Source organism: Jannaschia seohaensis, assembly GCF_900116765.1.
GTDB classification, from domain to species: Bacteria; Pseudomonadota; Alphaproteobacteria; order Rhodobacterales; family Rhodobacteraceae; genus Jannaschia; species Jannaschia seohaensis.
Genome location: NZ_UETC01000020.1, coordinates 23,448 through 41,909, shown reverse-complemented (window position 1 = coordinate 41,909; position 18,462 = coordinate 23,448). Strand labels below are relative to the sequence as shown.

Sequence of the window (18,462 nt, the reverse complement as noted above, 5' to 3'; positions counted from 1 at the left end):
GATCGGCTCGATCTGTCGAATGTTCAGCGCAGACGAATGCCGGAACTACCTCCGTCATGCAGGCTATGCGCCTACGTAAAGGTCCGCCGCTTTAGATCACTCCTCCGCTGCTGTCACGGCCCTTCGATGGAGATGCGATGTCGTGTGGCCAAGGGATGGGCTGGGTGAAGATCAGGCCCAGAAATGCCGGATTCTGCGACAAAAGCATGGTGACCGTAATGATCGCTGCCCAGGCGAGCATGACCACCCGGCTTTCCCGAACGGCGCGAATGGATGTCAAAATGACAGAAATGAAATCGATGGCGTCTGTAAGGTCGCAACAGCGGCTCCGAACCGGCTCAATGACGCTGCCAGATCGTCCGTGGAGAGGGAGACCATCTCGCTCGGCCGAAAGCGCGTATCCGCCGGCAGCGGCTCAGCCATGATGCTGCGCGCAACGGTCGGCTGCACCATGAGATGCACCGCCAACCGCTACCCGTGGAGCGTCGCGTGTCCAGTGGTGGGCCCCACGACGGGCGCGGTAACGACGGCTGCCTTTTGACAGACCGGCGACACCGTCGTTAACCGTTTTTTAACAAGGAGAGCCTACCGAAGGGACCTGGGTGTCAGGCTGGCCGGACCACGCCGAGCGGGATGAGATTTGTAGTGTGGATGCGCCCTGAGACCCTTGGGGCAGGCGGCACGGCCTGTCGCGTGGCGTCGCAATGCGCCCCAAAAACGAGAGGCATGAGGCCATATTCGACCGATCGGGGCGGCCACGTCACGCGACGGGGACCAAACGTACAGCACGCCCCCCATGGATCAGGACGCTCCGATGGCTGATGCGACTTTCGGAAAGACGATATGACGCTTCCCCCTCTCTCTCGGCTCTTCGAGCAATCCGCGCTGATCGAACGTCTCTTGCGCGTGGTTTTGCAGGACGCGCCGCTTCGGGATCTCCTGACCGAGGCCTTGAAGGAACTGCTTCAGGTAAGCTGGCTGAAATTGTTGCCCAAGGGCGGAATTTTTGTCGCCGACGAAGGGACCGAGACACTCCGTCTCTACGCGGAGCACAATCTCGGTCACCAAATCACACGGCTCTGCAAAAACATCGAGTTCGGCCAGTGCTTATGTGGTCGAGCGGCGCTGCACCGTGTGACACAGTATGCGCATTGCGTGGACGGACGGCACGAGATCGTCTTCGAGGGCATCCAGCCGCATGGGCATTACAACGTCCCGATCAAGAATTCCGGAAAGCTCATCGGCGTTCTGGTCGTCTATCTGCCGCACGGCCATTCCCGGAGCGGTGAGGAAATCCGTTTTCTCGAGAGTTTCGCCGACATCTTGGCGCTCATCCTGACGGCAAAACAGCGTGAAGAGGATTTGAGCCTGGCGCATGAGCAGTTGAAATCGGCTCTGGCCGATTCCAACAGTCTGATGCGCGCGGTTCGACAGCATACGATCTTTAGCCAGACGACGCGCGAAGGCCTCATCACCGAGGTCAACGAGGCCTTTTGCAGGATAAGCGGATACGCCCGGAGCGAGCTGATCGGCGCGGATCACAGGATCATCAATTCCGGAACGCACCCGCCGGAATTCTGGGCGGATTTCTGGCGCACGATCCGATCGGGGCAGGCCTGGCGCGGGGAAATCTGCAACCGGGCCAAGGATGGCGAGGTCTATTGGGTTGATAGTATCGTCATGCCGTTTCGCGCGGCGGATGGCGCGATCGAGCGCTTCATCTCGATCCGCAACGACATAACCGAGCGCAAGCGCGCGGAAGAGGCTCTGGCGCGGATGGCGCGGATCCTGGAGCACTCGTCCAACGAGATCTACGTATTCGATGCCGCCACGCTCAGATTCCTTCTGGTCAATCGGGGCGCGCGCGACAATCTGGGATATTCCCGCGACGAGATCACGGCCCTCGGCCCGCTCGACATCAAGCCCGACTATTCCGAAGAGGCGTTTCTGGGCCTCATCTCGCCGCTTCTCGGCAACGAGACCGACATGCTCACCTTTGAGACGATCCACGCACGCAAGGACGGGTCGGTCTATCCGGTTCACATCAACCTGCATTTCGCGCGGGAGGAACATCCGCCGGTCTTCGTCGCAGTCGTCCAGGACATCACCGATCGCCGCCGCAAAGACGAGGAGATCCGCAAGCTGGCGCATTACGATCAGCTGACGGGCCTCGCCAATCGCGCCCTCTTCAGCGAACGCATGGAGGAGGCCATCGCCCAGGCCGTGCAGCAGGGCGCGAACGCGCATCTGCTCTATATGGACCTGGACCGGTTCAAGCAGATCAACGACGCGCTCGGACATGCGATCGGCGACGAGGTGCTCAGGCAAGTGGCCAACCGGCTGACCGAGGCGCTGCCCAGCGGTCACACGCTCGCGCGGGTCGGCGGGGACGAATTCGTCGCCGTTCTGCCGGGCCAGAGTGACGACGCCCTCAGCCATATCGTGGACGCCGCGCTCGACATCGTTGAGACCCCTTTCGACATCGACGGTCGCAAGCTGGATCTCGGCATCAGCATGGGGGTGACGACCTATCCCGACCACGCGCAGACAGCGGAGGAACTGCTCCGTTTCGCGGATATCGCGATGTATGCGGCCAAGGTCGGTGGCGGCGGCGCACGCATCTTCGAGCACAATATGGACGGGCAGCTGACGCGCAGGCAGCTTGTCGGCGAACGTCTGATCCATTCTCTGCGTAATGACGCGCTCGACCTCGCCTTCCAGCCCATCATCGACCTGTGCACGGGCTGTCTCTCGGGGGCTGAGGTGCTGCTGCGGTGGGAGGACGATGAACTCGGGCAGGTCAGCCCCGCCGAGGTGATCCCCGTCGCCGACGAATACCGGCTGACGTCGAAGCTCGGCGCCTGGGTCATCGACCGCACCTGTCGGCAAATCGCCGAGTGGGAGCGTCAGGGCATGGCGGTGCCGCCGACCGTCGCCGTCAACGTCTCCGTTCAGCAACTCGAAGACCGGACACTCTGCCAGGATATTCAAGCGGCCTGCACCGCGCACGGGGTCTCGCCGCGGCGGCTCGCGGTCGAAATCACCGAGAGCAGCATGATGTCGAACACCGAAACCACGCAGACCATGCTGACCCAATTGAAGACGCTCGGCGTTGCGGTCTCGATCGATGACTTTGGGACGGGCTATTCGTCTCTCGCCTATCTCAAGCAGTTCGCCGTCGAGAAGCTCAAGATCGACATCTCTTTCGTTAAGGATCTTCTCGACGACGAAACGTCCGGTCAGATCGTGGCGGCCACCATCGCCATGGCCAATGGCCTGGGGCTTCGCATCGTGGCCGAAGGCGTGGAGTCCGCGGACGTTGCGGCAAAGCTTCTGTCGATGGGATGTTCCGATGCCCAGGGCTTTTTCTACGAGGCCCCCGTCTCAGGCACGACGTTCAGGGAGAAATGGCTCGCGCCGCGCGAGGATGTGAGCAAGGTCATATCCGCCTGCGCCTGAAGCGCAGGGGGCGATGCGCTCCGTTAGCCGGGCTCCGCCCCCGGGTGGCGGCCTGCCCGCGCCCGGATGCCGGCCCGACGGATCATAGCCGGTCCGCCGAGGCGGGGCCGACATGCCGTCGTGCGGGCGGGATGTAGGACGCAAGGGCGGTCGCCTCAGGCGGTGGGCGCGTCCAGCGGGTGGAAACAGGCCGCGCGCGTCCCGTCGCCGGTATCGTCCAATCTCGGGACGGTGCTGCGGCATTGTTCGGTCGCGCGCAGGCACCGGGCGGCGAAGGCGCAGCCCGGGGGCGGGTTCAAGGGATCGGGCAATTCGCTGCCCTTGGCCTCCGGCGCGGTCAGCGGGCGGCCGACGACCGGGGCGCTGTCGGCCAGGAGCTTGGTGTAGGGATGGCGGGGCGCGGCGAAGACCTGCGCCGCCGGCCCGATCTCCACGACGGAGCCGAAATAGAGCACGGCAATCCGGTCCGCGACCGCCTCGACCACGGCGAGGTCGTGGGAGATGAAGAGGTAGGTCAGGTCACGCTTACCTTTCAGGTCCGCCAGCAGGTTCAACACCTGCGCCTGCACCGAGACGTCGAGCGCGGAGACCGGCTCGTCCAGGATCAGGATCGAGGCGTCGGCGGCGAGCGCCCGGGCGATCCCGATCCGCTGCGCCTGTCCGCCGGAGAACTCGTGTGGGTAGCGGTCGAGAAACTCCTCCCGCAGGTTCACATCGGCGAAGATCTCGCGGATGCGCGCCTCCCGCTCGGCGCGCTTCATGCCGTGGAGGTGCCGCAACGGCGCCTCCATCACCTGCCGGATGGTCTTGCGCGGGTTCAGGCTGCTGATCGGGTCCTGAAAGACGTATTGGATGCGCTTGCCGAAGGCGGTCGGGTCGGCGGTATCGAGCGCGGCGCCCTCGATCTCGATGCTGCCGGTGCTCGGCGGCAACAGCCCGACCAGCATCCGCGCGAGGGTGGACTTGCCGCACCCGCTCTCGCCGACGATGCCCAGCGTCTCGCCGCGCGGCACCGTCAGGTCGATGGGATGGACGGCCTTGACGCTGGCGGTGGGCTTTCCCAGCCAGCCACGGCCCACGGGAAAGGTCTTCGAGAGGCCGTCGAGGCGCAGCGCGGCGGTCATTGTGCAGCCTCCATCACAGGCGTTTCGGGGTAGAGACAGCGCACAGCGCGCGGCCCCGCGCGGCTGAGCGCGATTTCGCCCTGGCGGCACTCCGCCCGCGCCTTGGCGCAGCGGTCGGCGAAGGCGCAACCGGGCGGCAGCTTGTCGACGGCAGGCGGCAGGCCGGGGATCGCCTCCAGCCGCCGCCGGCCTTCGCCCAGTTCGGGCACGCAGGCCATCAGCCGCGCGGTATAAGGATGGCAGGGCGTCTCCAGGATGGAAGCGGTCGGTCCTTCTTCGACGATCCGGCCCGCATACATCACCGCCACTCGGTCGCAGAGTTGCGCCACGACGCCGAAATCGTGGGTGATGAAGACGATGGCCAGGCCCCGGCTCCGCCGCAGATCGTCGAGCAGGCTCAAGATCTGGGCCTGCACCGTCACGTCCAGCGCGGTCGTCGGCTCGTCGGCGATGATGACATCCGGGTCGTTCGCCAGCGCCATGGCGATACCGATCCGCTGGCGCATCCCGCCCGACAATTCATGCGGATAGTCCGAGATGCGCTTGGCGGCATTCGGAATGCGCACCGCCTCCAGCAGTTCGATCGCCTTGGCCCGGCCCTCGGCCCGCCCGATGGGCCGATGGGCGCGGATCGCCTCCACCAACTGATCGCCCACGCGATAGAGCGGGTGCAGCGTCGCCAGCGGGTCCTGGAAGATATAGGCCACCTTGCGCCCGCGCAGATCGCGCAGCCGCCTATAGGGCGTCCCGATCATGTCCTCCCCCTCGACCCGCACCGCGCCGCCGGTGATGACCCCCGGTGGCGAGGCAACGAGGCCCATGACCGAGAGCGCCGTGACCGACTTGCCCGAGCCGGACTCGCCGATGATGCCCAGGCACTCGCCCTGCTCGACATGCAAGCTGACGCCGCCGACCGCGCGATAGGTGCGCGGGCCGACATGGAATTCAGTCCGCAGGTCCTGAACCTCCAGCAGGCCGCGGCCCTCGGAGGCGGGGACGGGGCCTTTCCGCTCCACCAGCGTGGCGGCGCGCGGACGAGACAGCGCGCCCGATTTCAGCCGCGGGTCCAGCGCGTCCCGCACCCCGTCCCCCAGCAGATTGATCGACATGACCACGATCAGGATCATCGCGCCGGGCACGATCGAGGTATGCGGATGCGAGATCAGCGCCGCCCGCGCCTCCCCCAGCATCGACCCCAGATCGGCCTGCGGCGGCTGGCTTCCGAGGCCCAGGAAGGACAGGCCCGCCGTCTCCAGGATCATCCAGCCCACTGTCGTAGACATTGCGATGACGATCACGGGCACGACATTGGGCAGCACCTCCGACAAGATGATGCGCGTGTCCGACAAGCCCGAAAGGCGTGCCGCGTCCACGAACTCCCGATGGGCCAGTCCTACGGTGATGCCGCGGATATTCCGCGCGAAGAAGGGCACGTTGACCGCCGCCACCGCGATCAGCGCGTTCATCAGGCCGGGGCCGAGCGCGGCGACGATGGCCAGAGCCAGCAGGATGTAGGGAAAGGCCATCAGCATATCGACGCCGCGCATCACCACATTGTCGAGCCAGCCGCCGAAATAGCCCGCGACGATGCCGATGGCGGCGCCGATCGTGGCCGCGGAGATGGCCGCCGCAAAGCCCACGGCCAGCGACAGCCGCGTGCCCCAGAGCAGCCGCGAGAGCAGGTCGCGCCCCAGATGGTCGGTGCCCAGCAACGCGCCCTCCGAGAAGGGCGGCAGGAAGCGGCGCGCCGTGTCGGTCACGTCCGGGTCCGCCAAGGGCAGGATCGGAGTCACCAGGGCCAGCAGGACGACCAGTGCCATCACGACGCCGCCGCCCAACGCCAGGCGGTTGCGCGCCAAGAGGGTCAGGAACTTCATGTCTTGATCCTCGGGTCCAACAGGGCCTGGCCGACATCCACTGCGATGTTGAACATCACGTAGCAGGCCGCGACCACGACCACGCCGCCCTGCACCAGCAGGATGTCGCGCTTGAGGATCGCGTCGACCAGCATCCGCCCGATCCCGGGCCACTGGAACACGATCTCGATATAGACCGCCCCCGACAGCACGAAGCCCGCCTGGATGCCCAGCACGGGGATGATCGAGACCATGGCGGCGCGCAGCGCATGCCGCCAGATCACCCCCCGCTCCCGCACGCCCTTGGCGCGGGCGGTGCGTATGAAGTCCTGGCGCAGCACCTCCAACATGGCGGAGCGGGAGAGGCGCGCGATCACCCCCGTGGCGACGACGGCCAGGGCCGAGGCGGGCAGGATCAGGTGGTCGAGCAGCGCCCAGACGTCCCGCGCCCCGTAGATCGGCCACATGCCCGAGACCGGGAACCAGCGCAGCTGCACCGAGAAGATCAGGATCATCATCATGCCGAGGAAGAAGGACGGGATGGAAATGCCCAGGAGGACGGTGAAGGTGATCGCCTTGTCCGCCGCCCCATATTGGTTGGCCGCGCTCACGACTCCCGCCGCGACCCCAAGCAGCGAACACAAAACGAAAGCCGTCCCCGCCAGGATCAGCGTCGCCCCGAACCGCTCCATCACCTCGTCCAGCACCGGGCGGTTGAGCGCGAAGGAGGTCCCGAAATCCCCGGTCAGCATATTGCCGAGCCAGATGAAATATTGCTGCACGAGCGGCTTATCGAGCCCCAGATCGGCGTTCAGCTTGGCCACGTTCTCGGGCGTCGCATAGCTGCCGAGGATCGCCGTCGCCGGATCGCCAGGGATCAACGCCATGATCAGGAAGACGATCACCGTGATCCCCAACAGCACCGGGATCGCGGAGACCAGCCGCTTCAGGATGTATCCGCCCATTCGACGCCCTCTCTCGCCAGGCCCGCGACGGGGGCGCCTGCGGTCGGCGCCTCCTCATCTTGCCTGAAATACCTCGGGGGGTCCGGGGGGCGGAGCCCCCCGGCGGGTTGGACCGGCGAAGCCGGTCCGAAACTCAGTTCTTCACGACATCGTCGAGCAGCAGGAAGAAGGACGGCTGCAAAGAGAAGCCCTCGACCCGGTCCGAGGTGACGGCGTTCTGCTTCCAGTTCGCCACGAAGACCCAGGGCGCGTCCTCCTGCACGATCTCCTGCATCTCCTTGTAGAGCCGCGCGCGCTCGTCTTGGTCGGTCGCCACGCGCGCCTGTTCCAGCAGCGCGTCCACCTCCGGGTTGGAATAGTAGCCCGAGTTGAAGCCGCCCTGGTCCGGCCAGGCCTCGGTGCGCAGCGCGAGATAGGGCAGGGTGTCGGGATCGTTCGTCATCCAGGCCATTTGCGCCATGTCGGCCTTGCCTTCGAGACCCGGGTTCACGTTACCCAAGAAGGTGTTCCACTCATAGGTCTCGATGCTCACATCGAAGCCCACCGCCTCCAGGTCGGCCTGCATCGCGGTGCCCATGGCGACCGGGTCCAGCATGCCCGAGCCGCCCTCAGTCACGTAGAAGGTCAGCTCCGCCCCCTCGGCCCCCGCTTCGGCGATCAACGCGCGCGCCTTGTCGGGATCGTAGGGATAGGGCTCCAGCGCCTCGTTATAGGCCCAGGCGAAGGCGGGCGGGGTCGGCCCCGCGGCGACTTCGGCGGTGCCCTCCAGCACGTCGTTCACGATGGCCGATTTGTTGATCGCGTAATTCGCGGCCTGGCGGACGCGGACATCGGCGAAGGGGCCCTCCTTGGCGTTCAGGATCAGAAACCAGACATGGGGGCCGGCCTGTTCGTGGACGGTGTAGGGGGCGTCCTGGAACTGCGACAGCGCGACGGGGGGCACCTCGACCATCAGGTCGATGCCGCCCGCCAGCATCTCGGCGGTGCGGGTGTTCGCATCGGTGATCGGGCGGAAGACGACCGCCTGCAACTCCGGCGCGCCGTCCCAGTAATCGGGATTGGCCTCGATCACGACGGCCTCGTTGGCGCGCCATTCCGCAAAGGTGAAGGCGCCGGTGCCCGAGGGGTTACGGCCGAACTCTGCCCCGTGCTCCGCGACCGCGGCGGGCGAGACGATCAGGCCGGTGGGGTAGGCGAGGTTCGACAGAAAGGGCGCGTAGGGCGCGTCCAGCGTGAACTTGACCGTCAGCGGGTCGACGACCTCGACCTCCTGGACGGCCGAGAAGAAGAAGGCCAGCGGGAAGGGCCCGGTATCGTGATAGGGATGGCTCTCGTCGAGCATCCGGTCGAAGTTGAACTTCACCGCTTCCGCGTCGAACGCGCTGCCATCATGGAAGGTCACGCCTTCGCGCAAGGTGAACGTGTATTCGGTGCCGTCCTCGCTGATCTCCCAGGAGGTGGCCAGCGCCGGTTCCACCTCCAGCGTGCCGTCCTTGTAGCGCACCAGCCCATCATAGACGTTCATCAGGATGCGGAAATCGTTGACGGCGGTGACGGCGGCGGGGTCCAGCGCCTTCGGTTCCGCGATCTGGCCCACGATCAGCACGCCCGGCGGCGTCTGGGCAGTGGCGGGGGGCGGGGAAAGGGCCAGAAGCCCCAAGCCAAGGGCCGTCCCTGCGGCGAGCAGACCGCGGCGGCTGAGGGAGAGAAGGGACATGTTCGGGGCCTCCGTGCTGGTGCCGGGGGTTGCTTCGGTCCGGCTAATTTATCACTATAAATTCAGTCTGGGCGAATTCTCATGATAAATGCAAGCCCCGAGGAGGAGGACAGCACGCATGACGATCTCGATCCTCGCGCGCGATGAAGAATCGGGCAGCCTGGGGAGCGCTGCGGCGACCGGCAGCCTCTGCGTCGGCGGCTGGGTCTTGCGCGGCGACCTGGAGGCGGGGCTTTCCGCCTCGCAAGGGGCGCTGCCCTCGACGCTCTGGGGCGAGGACGTGCTGGCGGCGATGCGCGCGGGGCAGGGCGCTGCGGCGGCGGTGGCGGGCGTGGTCGCGCCCGATCCGGGGCGCGAGATGCGCCAGTTGTCGGCGCTGGACGCGGGCGGCGGCACCGGCGCCCATACCGGCACGGGCAACACGCCCGCCGCCGGGGCGCGGACGGCCCCGGAGGTGATCGTGGCAGGCAACCTTTTGGCCTCGGAGGCAGTTCTGGACGCCTGTCTCGATGGCTTTCTCTCCGCGCGCGGCGATCTCGCCGCCCGGCTGCTGGCCGCGCTCGACGCCGCGGCGGAGGCGGGGGGCGACAGCCGCGGGTTTCAGTCGGCGGCGCTCCTGGTGCTGGCTCGGGACGCCGCGCCGCTGACGCTGCGCATCGACCGGGCGGAGCGGCCCCTGGCGGATTTGCGTGCCCTGCACCTGGCCGCCACGACCGGAGACTATGCCGCCTGGGCCGCCGAAGTGCCCACCCGCGCCACGCCTTGGCGCGGCGCCGCCAGCCGCCAGAAGGCGGACCACCCCGCATAGATGGCGACCTGCTCGGTCAGCTGAGTCCCCACCTTGCGGCTGCCGTAATAGTCGAAACCCGGCGACCGCACCGCGACAGAAGCGCGGCCCGGCGCGACGACCAGAATGTCGCCGTCCACACCGCTCCTGCCCGGCAGGCCGGCTCGGAGGGCGAATTTGCCGAACCCCTCATATTGGCCGCAGGTGCCATCCTCGCGTGCACCAGCCGCGCCGCGTCAGCACCGGACCGCGCCAACCGCGCGCAATCCATCGCGACGGCGCAATGACGGGCATAGATGCCGAAATCCGTGTCCGGTGGCTCCTGCCCGACGCGGTGCTACGGATCGGCGCCGCTCCGGCCCAGCACCAGCGCCAGGGGACCCCTTCGAGACGCTCCGGACCGAGTAGGGCAGGCGCCCGTTCTCCGGGCCGATCACCTCTCCGCCGGGCAGGCAGAGGCCGACACGGCGACGGGTAGACCGACGCGGCGAGATGGGGCCGCACGCCTGCGGGATCGGTCAGTCCGCGAAGAAGCGCTTGAGCACCACGGCCTGCTGGTCCTCCATCAGGCGGCGGGCCAGCTGCATATGTTCAAGCATGATGTCATGGGCGGCCTCCGCGTCGCCCCGCTCCAGCGCGGCGATCAGGGCGATATGGTGGTCGCGCCCCTCGCGCCACAGCTGGTGGTTCGGCTGGGAGTAGAGCTTTTGGAAGACCGTCAGATCGGTCAGGATCTGCGCCAGGAAGCCGATGAAGAAGCCTAGCAGCGCGTTCTCGGCAAAGGAGGCGAGCCGGGCGTGGAACTCTAGCGACGCGACATGCTGCGCGCGTTCCTCGGCGGCGTCGGTGGCGGGGGCCGCGTAGCGGCTGAGGATCGCCCGCAACTCGTCCAACTGCGCGGCGGTCAGCCGTCCGGCCAGGGCCGCGGCGTTGTCCGGCTCCAGCCGGATGCGCAGCGCGTAGACATCGTCGATGGAGATGTCGCGGAAGTAGAAGTAGTTCGCCAGCAGCGACTGCGCCCGCTCGGTCGAGACCTCGCCCACGAAGCTGCCGCCCCCCGGGCCGGTCTTAGTCTCGATCAGCCCCTGGGCTTGGAGCAGGCGCATCGCCTCGCGGATCGTGCCCTTGGCCATGCCGAACCGCGCGATCATCTCCGCCTCGCCCGGCAGCCGGTCACCGGGCCGTAGGCCCTGTTCCACGACCCAGCCCTTGATCGCTTCGGCGACCTGGACCGGGCGGGATCTTCGCGGGCGGAGCGGGTCGGGTCGGGACAAACGGGCCTCCATGGGGCTGGCGCGCTTCGGCGGAAGGCGTTAGGAACAGAAGCAATTTATCATGATAAATGCAAGGAGCTTTGCGCATGCCCGATGACGGATCCCTCGCGGCGGAGCGTCTGGCGCGCATCGCGGGCTGTAGCGCGGGCAGGCCGGGTGTTACGCGCTTGCCCTGGACGCCCGAGCATCGCGCCGCCTTGCAGGAAATCGAGGCCTGGATGCGGGATGCGGGGCTGGAGGTCGCGCTGGACGCGGCCGGCACGCTGCGCGGCCGGTCGCCCGCGGCGGCGGCCACGCCCCGGCTGCTGCTGGGCTCCCATCAGGACAGTGTCCGGCGCGGAGGCGCCTACGACGGCATCATGGGCATCGCGCTGGGCTGCCTCGCCGCCGCGCGTTTCCGGGACCGCTGGGACGCGCTGCCCTTCGGGCTGGAAGTGCTGGCCTTCGCCGACGAAGAGGGGGTGCGCTTTCCCACGGCGCTGATCGGCCCGCGCGCGCTGGCCGGGACGCTGGACCCGGCCGTGCTGATGATGCGCGACGCGGACGGGGTCGAGATGGGCGCCGCGATGCGCGATTTCGGGGTCGAGACGTCGGGTCTCGCCTCCTTGGCCGATTGGGACGCGCCGCCTGTCGGGTATCTGGAGGCGCATATCGAGCAGGGCCCAGTGCTGGAGCGGGCGGGCCAGCCGCTCGGCATCGTGACGGCGATCTGCGGCATCGCCCGTTATGCAGTGACCGTCGCCGGAGAAACCGGCCATGCCGGGACGGTGCCGATGCGCGGCCGCCGCGACGCGCTGGTCGGCGCCGCGCGCATGATCGACGCCGTGGCGCGGGAGGCGGTGGAGGCCGGAGAGATCCGCGCGACGGTCGGTACGCTGACCCTTGGCCCCGGCGCGGTTAACGCGATCCCCGACCGGGTCGCTTTCACCCTGGAAGTCCGGGCGCCCAGGGACGCCGCCCGCGATGCCTTCGTCGCCCGGATGAAGGAGCGCTTCGCCAGCCTCGCCCAGGCGGAGGGTCTCGGGGTCACGATGGAGCGGACCTATGCCCAGGCCGCAACCGCCTGCGACCCCGGCCTGATGGCGGCCCTTGCCACCGGCGCGGGCGGCGATGCACCGCATCTGCCCTCCGGCGCGACCCATGACGCCTCGGCCATGGCCGACCTCTGCCCCGTCGCGATGCTCTTTCTGCCGTGCCGGGGCGGCGTCAGCCACCGCCCGGACGAATACGCCGCGCCAGAGGACATGGGCGCGGCGGTCGATGCGCTGGAGGGCGCGATCCGGGCGCTGGCCGCTCGGACGCCCCGCTGATCCCTGGCCTCAGAGCGCGCGTCCAATGGCCAGCAGCCGCTCCTCCCTGGCCGGGACTGCAGGTGCGGACTTGCCGCTCCTGTTGAGGATGGAGGCGTAGGGGCGCCAGCACCAGTCCTCTGGCGCTTCGCCCGGCGGCGCCTCCGTCGTCTCGATCAAGCAGGCGGGGCTGATCGCCGAGGGGTAGAGCAGGGCGTCGTAGGGTTTGACGAAGCGATGCGCCTCGGCCGTGAGCGCGCGCCGCTTATTGAGAGCGTGCTGACAGGCGCCTGTGTCGATCGCGCGGCTTGCTCCGGCGGGGAGGGAACGAGAAAGCCCACATAGCTGGTGGTCCGGAACACGCCGAAGGGTTCGGCCCTGGGGCACCGGCCGATCGGGGAGCTCGAACCGCTCACCCAGCTCCGAGAACCGGGCGCTCTTGCCAGCGGATGCCGCGGATGTCGTTGTCCTGTTTGTGCCCTTCGAAGCCAGTGCCCGCGATCACGATCCTGTCGCCCGGCGCCCAGCCCTCGGGCAGCGTGGCGAAGGCGATGGAGGTGTCGCCCGACATGGGGCGCGTCCGAGACCTTGGCATGGGCCTGAACCGTCGCTCCATGGATCGTCGGGCTGCTCAGCGCGATCATCTCGCGGCCCGGCAGCATCGGGTCCCATCCGGTGTCGACGGCACCGGAATGGACGTAGTCGATGGTCACCTCGCCGGTGACCAGGATCTCCGCCGTGCCGATGGTCAGGCGACCGCTCGGTCACGTGACCATCCTGTCGAGCCGCATTCGCGCGGCCCCCTCGGTGGTGAAGGTCAGTCCGGTGGCCGTCGACCTGCAGCGTGAACAGGGCTGCCTCCGCAACGCCGCCATAGGCGAGCTCGATCCTCTCGGGGATCAAAACGCGGGGGCTCGCGCCCGGCACCTCGCCCTCGGACCGGATGGCGGGATCGAACCAGTCGCCATGGACGACCGCGCGACCAGATAGAGCACGGCCATATGCTCGGCATGCTTGGCAGGGGCGGCGTCATGCGCGGATGCCTCGGGCGCGACCCGGGCCTCCGCGCCCTCGGGCGTGTCGATGCGGTGGAAGGCGCCGGTCCGGTGCGCGTCGCTCTGGGGGGGCATGAAGCGGGGGCGCCGTCTGGACCGGCGTGGATCACGTCACCGATGGGCCCGGTCCGCGCCTTCAGGGGACTTGGAGCATCGGTTAGGCGAGCTGTGGAACGCGGATACGGTGGACCAGAGGCGCGCCGTCCGGTGTCGATCCGCGATGACCAGGCGGGCCGTCGCCCAAATCCCCGCAAAGCCGCACCGGGCTCCCATCTCTCCCGGAAAAGCCCTTGGGGCGCTCCGGTCCGGGCAGGGTGCGCCCCATCCTGACCTGACGCCTTCGTCCCGCCCTTCGTACCGGGCCCCGCGATGCCGCCCGCCCCACGGTGCCCCGTGCGACAGGCTCACGCGCCCCGTCAGGCGGCGCGCAGGCCCAGAATCGCGCGGGCCTCGGCGGGGGTGGCGACCGGTCGTCCGTGACGCGCGGCCACCTCGACCGTGCGCGCGACCAGGGCGGCGTTCGACGGCGCCAGCGTATCGCGGTCGAGGCGGATGTTGTCCTCCAGTCCGGTGCGGGCATGGCCACCGGCCGCGATGGCCCAGTCGTTCAGCTCCAGCTGCGCCGGGCCGATCCCCGCCGCGCACCAGGGCGCATCGCCGAAGAGGTGGCGCTTGGACGTCAGCATCGCGTCGAAGGCGACGCGATCCGCGGGCATCGCGTTCTTCACGCCCATCACGAACTGGCAATAGGGCAGCCGGGGCAGCCGCCCGTCCGCATGCATCTTCGCGGCCTGGTAGAGATGGCTCAGGTCGAAGCATTCGATCTCGGGCACCACGTCATAGGCGGCCATCTCGGCGGCCAGCCAGTCGACCAGATCGGGCGGGTTCTCGTAGACGCGGGTGGGGAAGTTGTTGGATCCGACCGAGAGCGAGCACATGTCCGGGCGCAGCGGGATCATCCCACCCCTTTCCTGGCCGGCCCCCGACCGACCTCCGGTGGAGAGCTGAACGATCATGCCGGGGCAATGCGCCTCGATGCCCTCCTTGAGCCGTGCGAAGCGCTCCGGGTCCGAGGTCGGCGTGCCGTCATCCAAACGGACATGGCAATGGGCGATGCTGGCGCCCGCCTCGAAGGCCGCCTGGGTGGACTCGAGCTGTTCCTCCACTGTGATCGGCACCGCCGGGTTGTCCGATTTGCGTGGCACGGAGCCGGTGATTGCAACGCAAATGATGACTGGATCGCTCATGTCGGAGTTCCCGGATCGTGATGGGTAACGGCCATCTGACCCTGATCTGCGGCCAAGGTAAAGTCGAAGACAACGTCCCAGAACGGCCCGGGCATGCCGGCCTCGGCGGTGGCGGCCGGGTCGTCGATGAATACGAACTCGGCAAGCAGCGATTGCTTCACGCCGGACACCGCGTCCGAGCGGATATGGGGGCGCCCGGATCAAAGATATGCGTGGCCAGCGGGTCGTGCCCCGGCGCCTGCACGGTGTAATGCAGATGCGCGGGCCGGTAGGGATGACGTCCGAGCGCGCCCAGCAGCTTGCCCACCGGCCCGTGATCCGGGATCGGATAGAATTTCGGCTTCACCGCCTTGAACCAATAGCTGCCATCCGCGCCGGTCCTGAACCGGCCGCGCAGGTTGAAATCGGGTTGCAGCCCCTTTTGCTGCACGTGGTAGAAACCTTCGTCATTGGCCTGCTAGACATCGAGCAGGGCGCCCTCGACGTCATGGATATCGAACCCGTCTTTCTTGAAGGCGATGGCTGCGCGGGCCGCCGCCCGCTGGGCCTCGGCGGCTTCGGTCGCGTCGGTGCGCGCGGCCATCGCGGCCCGAATGCGCGCGGCGTCCATGGCTTTGACGGTCCGAGTATTTGCCGAGGTCAAGTCGATTTCCAGCTCCGCGTCGCCCACGACTTTCCTTGCGCCCCGCGTCGCCATGGCGGCCTCCATCCCTCGCGGTAGGCCACGAAGCGGATGAGATCCGAGCGGAACAGAATGTTCATCGAGCTGCGAATTCCCGCCCTGAGAGGCGGTCGCGCAGGCGCTCGGTGACGCCGCCGGCGGCCTGGGAATGGCCCAGTGCCCGGGTCGAAATCCGCGCCTGGATGCCGCGCTGGCAGCCGGTCTTGAAAAGCAGCGACCCCATGTTCTGATGGGGCGCATCGATGAAGGCTTCGTCTGAAGAGCATCGCGTCGAGCATGTCTTCGACGCCGAGGACGCGCTTTAGATCCTCCGTGCCTGGGGCCTTAACGGGGCGATCACGGAGGTTACGCTCCGCACGGTTCCGGCCCGTGACTGGATCGGCTGAATCACTGGCTTCGACAGCTATCGCGGCTGCTATGCGGCGGGCTATGCGCTGGCCATATCGACGGAGATCGGGCGGAAGCTCTGCCGCACCGTGGACGCCCGGATCATCGACCATTTCCCGAAGCTGGAGGGCCATGTGCCCAATGGGTCGAACCTGCTCGTCGCGCTGGTGCCGCCCGAGGACATGGTCGAACGCCCATGCCCCGATGTCTGGCCGCATCACGAGTTCGCCCGCGTCGATGGGAAGATCGCGGCCTTCGACCTTCGGATCATCTGGTTCCGGGACGCGGCTCGCCTGCGTGAGTTCGACGCCACCCATGAGGCGGGCGGCTTCTCGGTCGCGGATGCCCATACCCCTTTCGTCGAAGGCGGGGACTGAAGAATGTCGATTACCGGCATTCAGCCTGGAAGAAGCGGCTGGACCCCAAGGAGGCACGGACCTCGTCGCATGAGCTCTCTTTCCGCCACCCCCTCTGCGATAGCTTTGGCCTGCGCGTGCGCGGTCTCGATCTCAACGAGGTCACGGCTGACCGGCATTTCGGCGACATCCATGCCCTCGTCGAGGCGCATTCCGCGCTGCTCTTCCCGCGCCAACGATGACGGAGGAGACGCATCATCCGCTGGCTGTTCCCGTCGCCCCGGTCGAGGACCGGACGGCCGATGGGCGCAAGCCCGAGGACGCCATGGCGATCGCTGAGGTGTCGAATGTGCGGGCCGATGGCTCCGTGACGGGCGAGATGGATCTGCACACGCTCAATCTCCGGTCCAATTTCCTGTGGCACTAGGACAGCACCTTCCTGCCGGTGCCTGCGCTGGTGAGCATCCTGACCGTCAAGGTCGTGACCAGTGAGGGCGGCGAGACCGAACTCGCCTGCACTTGCGCGGCCTGGGCGGCGATGCCGGAGGCTCTCAAGGCACCGCGACAGCCAGTCGCGGCGCAAGATCTCGGAGCGACTCGCCGCCTTGCCGATGTTCAACAAATGGCCGGATCAACTATGGAAATCGGTCTGGACCAACCCCGTAAACGGGCGCGAGGCGCGATATGTCGCCAGCCATTCCTTCGCTGTCGAGGGCTATGACGCCGCCGAGGGCGAGGCGCTGTTGGAGGAGTTGATCGCCGTCTGCAGCCAACCGCGTTTCGTTTGCGCCCATCACTGGGATGTCGGGGGCGTGCTGCTTTGGGATCAGCGCGCGGTGCTGCATCGCGGGACGCCCTGGCCCTACGACCAGCCGCGCAAGCTGGCCAGCCTGTGCTCCAGCGCGGGTCCGGAAGACGGGCTTGCGGAAATGCGGCCAGCCTCCTGAAGAAGGTAGGGCATCCACAGCCTGTTGTTGCGCGTCGCCGCTGTGCTCGTGCTGGGGCTTGCCGCCTGGAGGATCGTTGCGGTCGCCATGGTGGTCCGCTTCGTTCTGATGGCACAGGACGACCCGGAGGATTTCGCGCTCCTGGCGCATCGCCGGATCGAGGACTGGCGCCGGATCAGGCGCTTGTTTCGGCGATGCGCTTGGCCGAGACGGTGGCGGCTGGCGTTCGGCTTGTCGGGGTCGTCCTGCTGGTCGGGCGGCGCTGGGCCTGGAGCCCGCCTGGGCGGCTCGGGCACCGGCGATCGTCGGCGCGGCGTCCTTCGTCTGGATCGGGGCGCCGGGACAGGGCCGCCGCGCTTATTCGGCCACCTTGTCCATCGCGACCGCCGCGCGCGGTCGCACCGCCTCTGTCAGCCAAGCGGCGAAGGCCTCGGTCGCCGCGCCACGCCGTTTGCGACGCAGAACGAGGTGGAAGGCGTCCGATGGGGCGAAGGCCGACAGGCCCGCCGGGACCAGCTCGCCCGTTTCCACCAGCGCCCCGGTGATCGAGCGCCAGCCCAGCATCATGCCATGGCCTTCCAGCGCGGCCTGTGTGGCCTGGACGTAGTTGGTGAAGCTCTGGCCGCCGCCGCGCACGACCGGCTGGCCCGTGCCGATCAGGTAGTCCGGCCACGTCACCCAGGAGGGCTCGGACGAGCGGACGTGCAACAGCGACACGGCGCTCGGCGGGACCGGCCCCTGGAATCGGACGCGCAGGGAAGGGGCGCAGACGGGCTCTACTCTCTCGTCGAAGAGATGGCGGACGAGCCCGTCGCTCCACCGCCCGTGGCCGTAACGGATCGCCAGGTCGATCCCGTCCACCAGCGCGGGCACGCCGGTCTGCGACGTCACCACATTGACCAGACAGTCCGGGTGGGCGCGGTAGAACGCCGTCAGCCGCGGCATCAGCCAATACGTCGCGACCCCGACCGAACAGGCGACCGTGACCGCGACACTGTCCCGCGATTCCGATTGGCGGAGCGTGTCCAGCAAGTCGGCGATCCGCGTCAGGCTCTCGGTGGTCGCGGCGGCGACGGCGTAGCCGGCCTCGGTCGGGCGCGCCGGACGGCTGCCTCGATCCAGGAGAGCCACGCCGATATGCGCCTCCAGCTTGCGCACCGATTGGCTGATCGCGGGCTGGGTCACGTTGAGCTCCGCCGCGGCCGCCTGGACCGAGCCGGTGCGGACCACGGAGGCGAAGGCCGTCAGCAGGCGAAGGGGCGGAACGTCACGGTCCATAAGATAAGCTAGAGCTAATACTGCCATTACCGCAATCGC

At 67.8% G+C, this 18,462-nt stretch carries 20 protein-coding genes; 6 read left to right on the top strand and 14 right to left on the bottom strand.

The window, feature by feature from the left end:
* The first annotated feature begins 843 nt into the window (after window positions 1-843).
* Window positions 844-3,459, top strand: a complete 2,616-nt coding sequence (locus tag DTQ71_RS21710) for an EAL domain-containing protein (RefSeq protein WP_109566391.1) — start codon at window positions 844-846, stop codon at window positions 3,457-3,459.
* A gap of 155 nt (window positions 3,460-3,614) precedes the next feature.
* On the opposite strand, the gene DTQ71_RS21705 is transcribed toward DTQ71_RS21710, so the two are convergent.
* From DTQ71_RS21705 to DTQ71_RS21690, 4 genes are all read right to left on the bottom strand, one after another.
* A complete protein-coding gene (locus DTQ71_RS21705) occupies window positions 3,615-4,583 on the bottom strand; it encodes an ABC transporter ATP-binding protein (protein WP_109566390.1) in 969 nt (322 codons plus the stop codon).
* Complete coding sequence (locus DTQ71_RS21700; protein WP_109566389.1) at window positions 4,580-6,460, bottom strand: dipeptide/oligopeptide/nickel ABC transporter permease/ATP-binding protein; 1,881 nt, start codon at window positions 6,458-6,460, stop codon at window positions 4,580-4,582. The genes DTQ71_RS21705 and DTQ71_RS21700 overlap by 4 nt, the downstream gene beginning before the upstream one ends.
* Window positions 6,457-7,404 carry an ABC transporter permease gene (locus DTQ71_RS21695; protein ID WP_109566388.1) on the bottom strand — a complete coding sequence of 316 codons (948 nt, stop codon included), beginning with the start codon at window positions 7,402-7,404 and terminating at the stop codon, window positions 6,457-6,459. The genes DTQ71_RS21700 and DTQ71_RS21695 overlap by 4 nt, the downstream gene beginning before the upstream one ends.
* Window positions 7,405-7,537: 133 nt before the next feature.
* Window positions 7,538-9,121 carry an ABC transporter substrate-binding protein gene (locus DTQ71_RS21690; RefSeq protein ID WP_109566387.1) on the bottom strand — a complete coding sequence of 528 codons (1,584 nt, stop codon included), beginning with the start codon at window positions 9,119-9,121 and terminating at the stop codon, window positions 7,538-7,540.
* Window positions 9,122-9,239: 118 nt separating this feature from the next.
* Here DTQ71_RS21690 and DTQ71_RS21685 point away from each other — a divergent pair, with 118 nt between their 5' ends.
* On the top strand, window positions 9,240-9,929 hold the full coding sequence (locus tag DTQ71_RS21685; protein ID WP_109566386.1) for a DUF1028 domain-containing protein: 690 nt from the start codon (window positions 9,240-9,242) through the stop codon (window positions 9,927-9,929).
* Here the strand turns inward: DTQ71_RS21685 and DTQ71_RS25005 are convergent.
* Together DTQ71_RS25005 and DTQ71_RS21675 are read right to left on the bottom strand one after the other, a co-directional pair.
* On the bottom strand, window positions 9,842-10,066 hold the full coding sequence (locus DTQ71_RS25005) for a glutaminase (protein ID WP_407066423.1): 225 nt from the start codon (window positions 10,064-10,066) through the stop codon (window positions 9,842-9,844). The genes DTQ71_RS21685 and DTQ71_RS25005 overlap by 88 nt on opposite strands.
* Window positions 10,067-10,426: 360 nt before the next feature.
* On the bottom strand, window positions 10,427-11,194 hold the full coding sequence (locus DTQ71_RS21675) for a FadR/GntR family transcriptional regulator (RefSeq protein ID WP_109566384.1): 768 nt from the start codon (window positions 11,192-11,194) through the stop codon (window positions 10,427-10,429).
* Window positions 11,195-11,268: 74 nt separating this feature from the next.
* Here DTQ71_RS21675 and DTQ71_RS21670 point away from each other — a divergent pair, with 74 nt between their 5' ends.
* The gene (locus tag DTQ71_RS21670; protein WP_109566383.1) at window positions 11,269-12,492 is read left to right on the top strand and encodes a M20 family metallo-hydrolase; all 1,224 of its coding nucleotides are present in this window, start codon (window positions 11,269-11,271) and stop codon (window positions 12,490-12,492) included.
* A 391-nt stretch (window positions 12,493-12,883) separates the two neighbouring features.
* On the opposite strand, the gene DTQ71_RS23710 is transcribed toward DTQ71_RS21670, so the two are convergent.
* The 7 genes from DTQ71_RS23710 to DTQ71_RS23705 form a co-directional block, all read right to left on the bottom strand.
* A complete protein-coding gene (locus DTQ71_RS23710; protein WP_170125538.1) occupies window positions 12,884-13,042 on the bottom strand; it encodes a hypothetical protein in 159 nt (52 codons plus the stop codon).
* Between the two features lie 328 nt (window positions 13,043-13,370).
* Window positions 13,371-13,601: a hypothetical protein gene (locus tag DTQ71_RS23275; RefSeq protein ID WP_146204916.1), complete on the bottom strand. Its 231-nt coding sequence runs from the start codon at window positions 13,599-13,601 to the stop codon at window positions 13,371-13,373.
* 341 nt (window positions 13,602-13,942) lie between these two features.
* Window positions 13,943-14,773, bottom strand: coding sequence for a 3-oxoadipate:acetyl-CoA acetyltransferase (locus DTQ71_RS21660; RefSeq protein WP_109566381.1), 831 nt, complete (start codon window positions 14,771-14,773; stop codon window positions 13,943-13,945).
* Window positions 14,770-14,934, bottom strand: coding sequence for a hypothetical protein (locus DTQ71_RS24480; RefSeq protein ID WP_245947691.1), 165 nt, complete (start codon window positions 14,932-14,934; stop codon window positions 14,770-14,772). The genes DTQ71_RS21660 and DTQ71_RS24480 overlap by 4 nt, the downstream gene beginning before the upstream one ends.
* Complete coding sequence (locus DTQ71_RS24475) at window positions 14,931-15,203, bottom strand: dioxygenase family protein (protein ID WP_245947690.1); 273 nt, start codon at window positions 15,201-15,203, stop codon at window positions 14,931-14,933. The genes DTQ71_RS24480 and DTQ71_RS24475 overlap by 4 nt, the downstream gene beginning before the upstream one ends.
* Window positions 15,204-15,230: 27 nt before the next feature.
* Complete coding sequence (locus tag DTQ71_RS24470) at window positions 15,231-15,470, bottom strand: hypothetical protein (RefSeq protein WP_245947689.1); 240 nt, start codon at window positions 15,468-15,470, stop codon at window positions 15,231-15,233.
* A gap of 61 nt (window positions 15,471-15,531) precedes the next feature.
* Window positions 15,532-15,678, bottom strand: coding sequence for a hypothetical protein (locus tag DTQ71_RS23705; RefSeq protein ID WP_170125537.1), 147 nt, complete (start codon window positions 15,676-15,678; stop codon window positions 15,532-15,534).
* A gap of 253 nt (window positions 15,679-15,931) precedes the next feature.
* On the opposite strand from DTQ71_RS23705, the gene DTQ71_RS21650 reads away from it, so the two are divergent.
* From DTQ71_RS21650 to DTQ71_RS21640, 3 genes are all read left to right on the top strand, one after another.
* Complete coding sequence (locus tag DTQ71_RS21650) at window positions 15,932-16,219, top strand: hypothetical protein (protein WP_109566380.1); 288 nt, start codon at window positions 15,932-15,934, stop codon at window positions 16,217-16,219.
* Between the two features lie 217 nt (window positions 16,220-16,436).
* Complete coding sequence (locus tag DTQ71_RS21645; RefSeq protein WP_109566379.1) at window positions 16,437-16,625, top strand: hypothetical protein; 189 nt, start codon at window positions 16,437-16,439, stop codon at window positions 16,623-16,625.
* A 61-nt stretch (window positions 16,626-16,686) separates the two neighbouring features.
* Window positions 16,687-17,145 carry a TauD/TfdA dioxygenase family protein gene (locus DTQ71_RS21640; RefSeq protein WP_170125536.1) on the top strand — a complete coding sequence of 153 codons (459 nt, stop codon included), beginning with the start codon at window positions 16,687-16,689 and terminating at the stop codon, window positions 17,143-17,145.
* 357 nt (window positions 17,146-17,502) lie between these two features.
* On the opposite strand, the gene DTQ71_RS21635 is transcribed toward DTQ71_RS21640, so the two are convergent.
* Window positions 17,503-18,423 carry a LysR substrate-binding domain-containing protein gene (locus DTQ71_RS21635; protein WP_170125535.1) on the bottom strand — a complete coding sequence of 307 codons (921 nt, stop codon included), beginning with the start codon at window positions 18,421-18,423 and terminating at the stop codon, window positions 17,503-17,505.
* Window positions 18,424-18,462: the final 39 nt, after the last annotated feature.

Bases quoted from the DNA above. Each gene is read 5' to 3' on its own strand.
- DTQ71_RS21710 (WP_109566391.1), top strand. From the start codon at position 844: ATGACGCTTCCCCCTCTCTCTCGGCTCTTCGAGCAATCCGCGCTGATC.
- DTQ71_RS21705 (WP_109566390.1), bottom strand. From the start codon at position 4,583: ATGACCGCCGCGCTGCGCCTCGACGGCCTCTCGAAGACCTTTCCCGTG.
- DTQ71_RS21700 (WP_109566389.1), bottom strand. From the start codon at position 6,460: ATGAAGTTCCTGACCCTCTTGGCGCGCAACCGCCTGGCGTTGGGCGGC.
- DTQ71_RS21695 (WP_109566388.1), bottom strand. From the start codon at position 7,404: ATGGGCGGATACATCCTGAAGCGGCTGGTCTCCGCGATCCCGGTGCTG.
- DTQ71_RS21690 (WP_109566387.1), bottom strand. From the start codon at position 9,121: ATGTCCCTTCTCTCCCTCAGCCGCCGCGGTCTGCTCGCCGCAGGGACG.
- DTQ71_RS21685 (WP_109566386.1), top strand. From the start codon at position 9,240: ATGACGATCTCGATCCTCGCGCGCGATGAAGAATCGGGCAGCCTGGGG.
- DTQ71_RS21675 (WP_109566384.1), bottom strand. From the start codon at position 11,194: ATGGAGGCCCGTTTGTCCCGACCCGACCCGCTCCGCCCGCGAAGATCC.
- DTQ71_RS21670 (WP_109566383.1), top strand. From the start codon at position 11,269: ATGCCCGATGACGGATCCCTCGCGGCGGAGCGTCTGGCGCGCATCGCG.
- DTQ71_RS23710 (WP_170125538.1), bottom strand. From the start codon at position 13,042: ATGTCGGGCGACACCTCCATCGCCTTCGCCACGCTGCCCGAGGGCTGG.
- DTQ71_RS23275 (WP_146204916.1), bottom strand. From the start codon at position 13,601: ATGCCCCCCCAGAGCGACGCGCACCGGACCGGCGCCTTCCACCGCATC.
- DTQ71_RS21660 (WP_109566381.1), bottom strand. From the start codon at position 14,773: ATGAGCGATCCAGTCATCATTTGCGTTGCAATCACCGGCTCCGTGCCA.
- DTQ71_RS24470 (WP_245947689.1), bottom strand. From the start codon at position 15,470: ATGGCGACGCGGGGCGCAAGGAAAGTCGTGGGCGACGCGGAGCTGGAA.
- DTQ71_RS23705 (WP_170125537.1), bottom strand. From the start codon at position 15,678: ATGGGGTCGCTGCTTTTCAAGACCGGCTGCCAGCGCGGCATCCAGGCG.
- DTQ71_RS21645 (WP_109566379.1), top strand. From the start codon at position 16,437: ATGACGGAGGAGACGCATCATCCGCTGGCTGTTCCCGTCGCCCCGGTC.
- DTQ71_RS21635 (WP_170125535.1), bottom strand. From the start codon at position 18,423: ATGGACCGTGACGTTCCGCCCCTTCGCCTGCTGACGGCCTTCGCCTCC.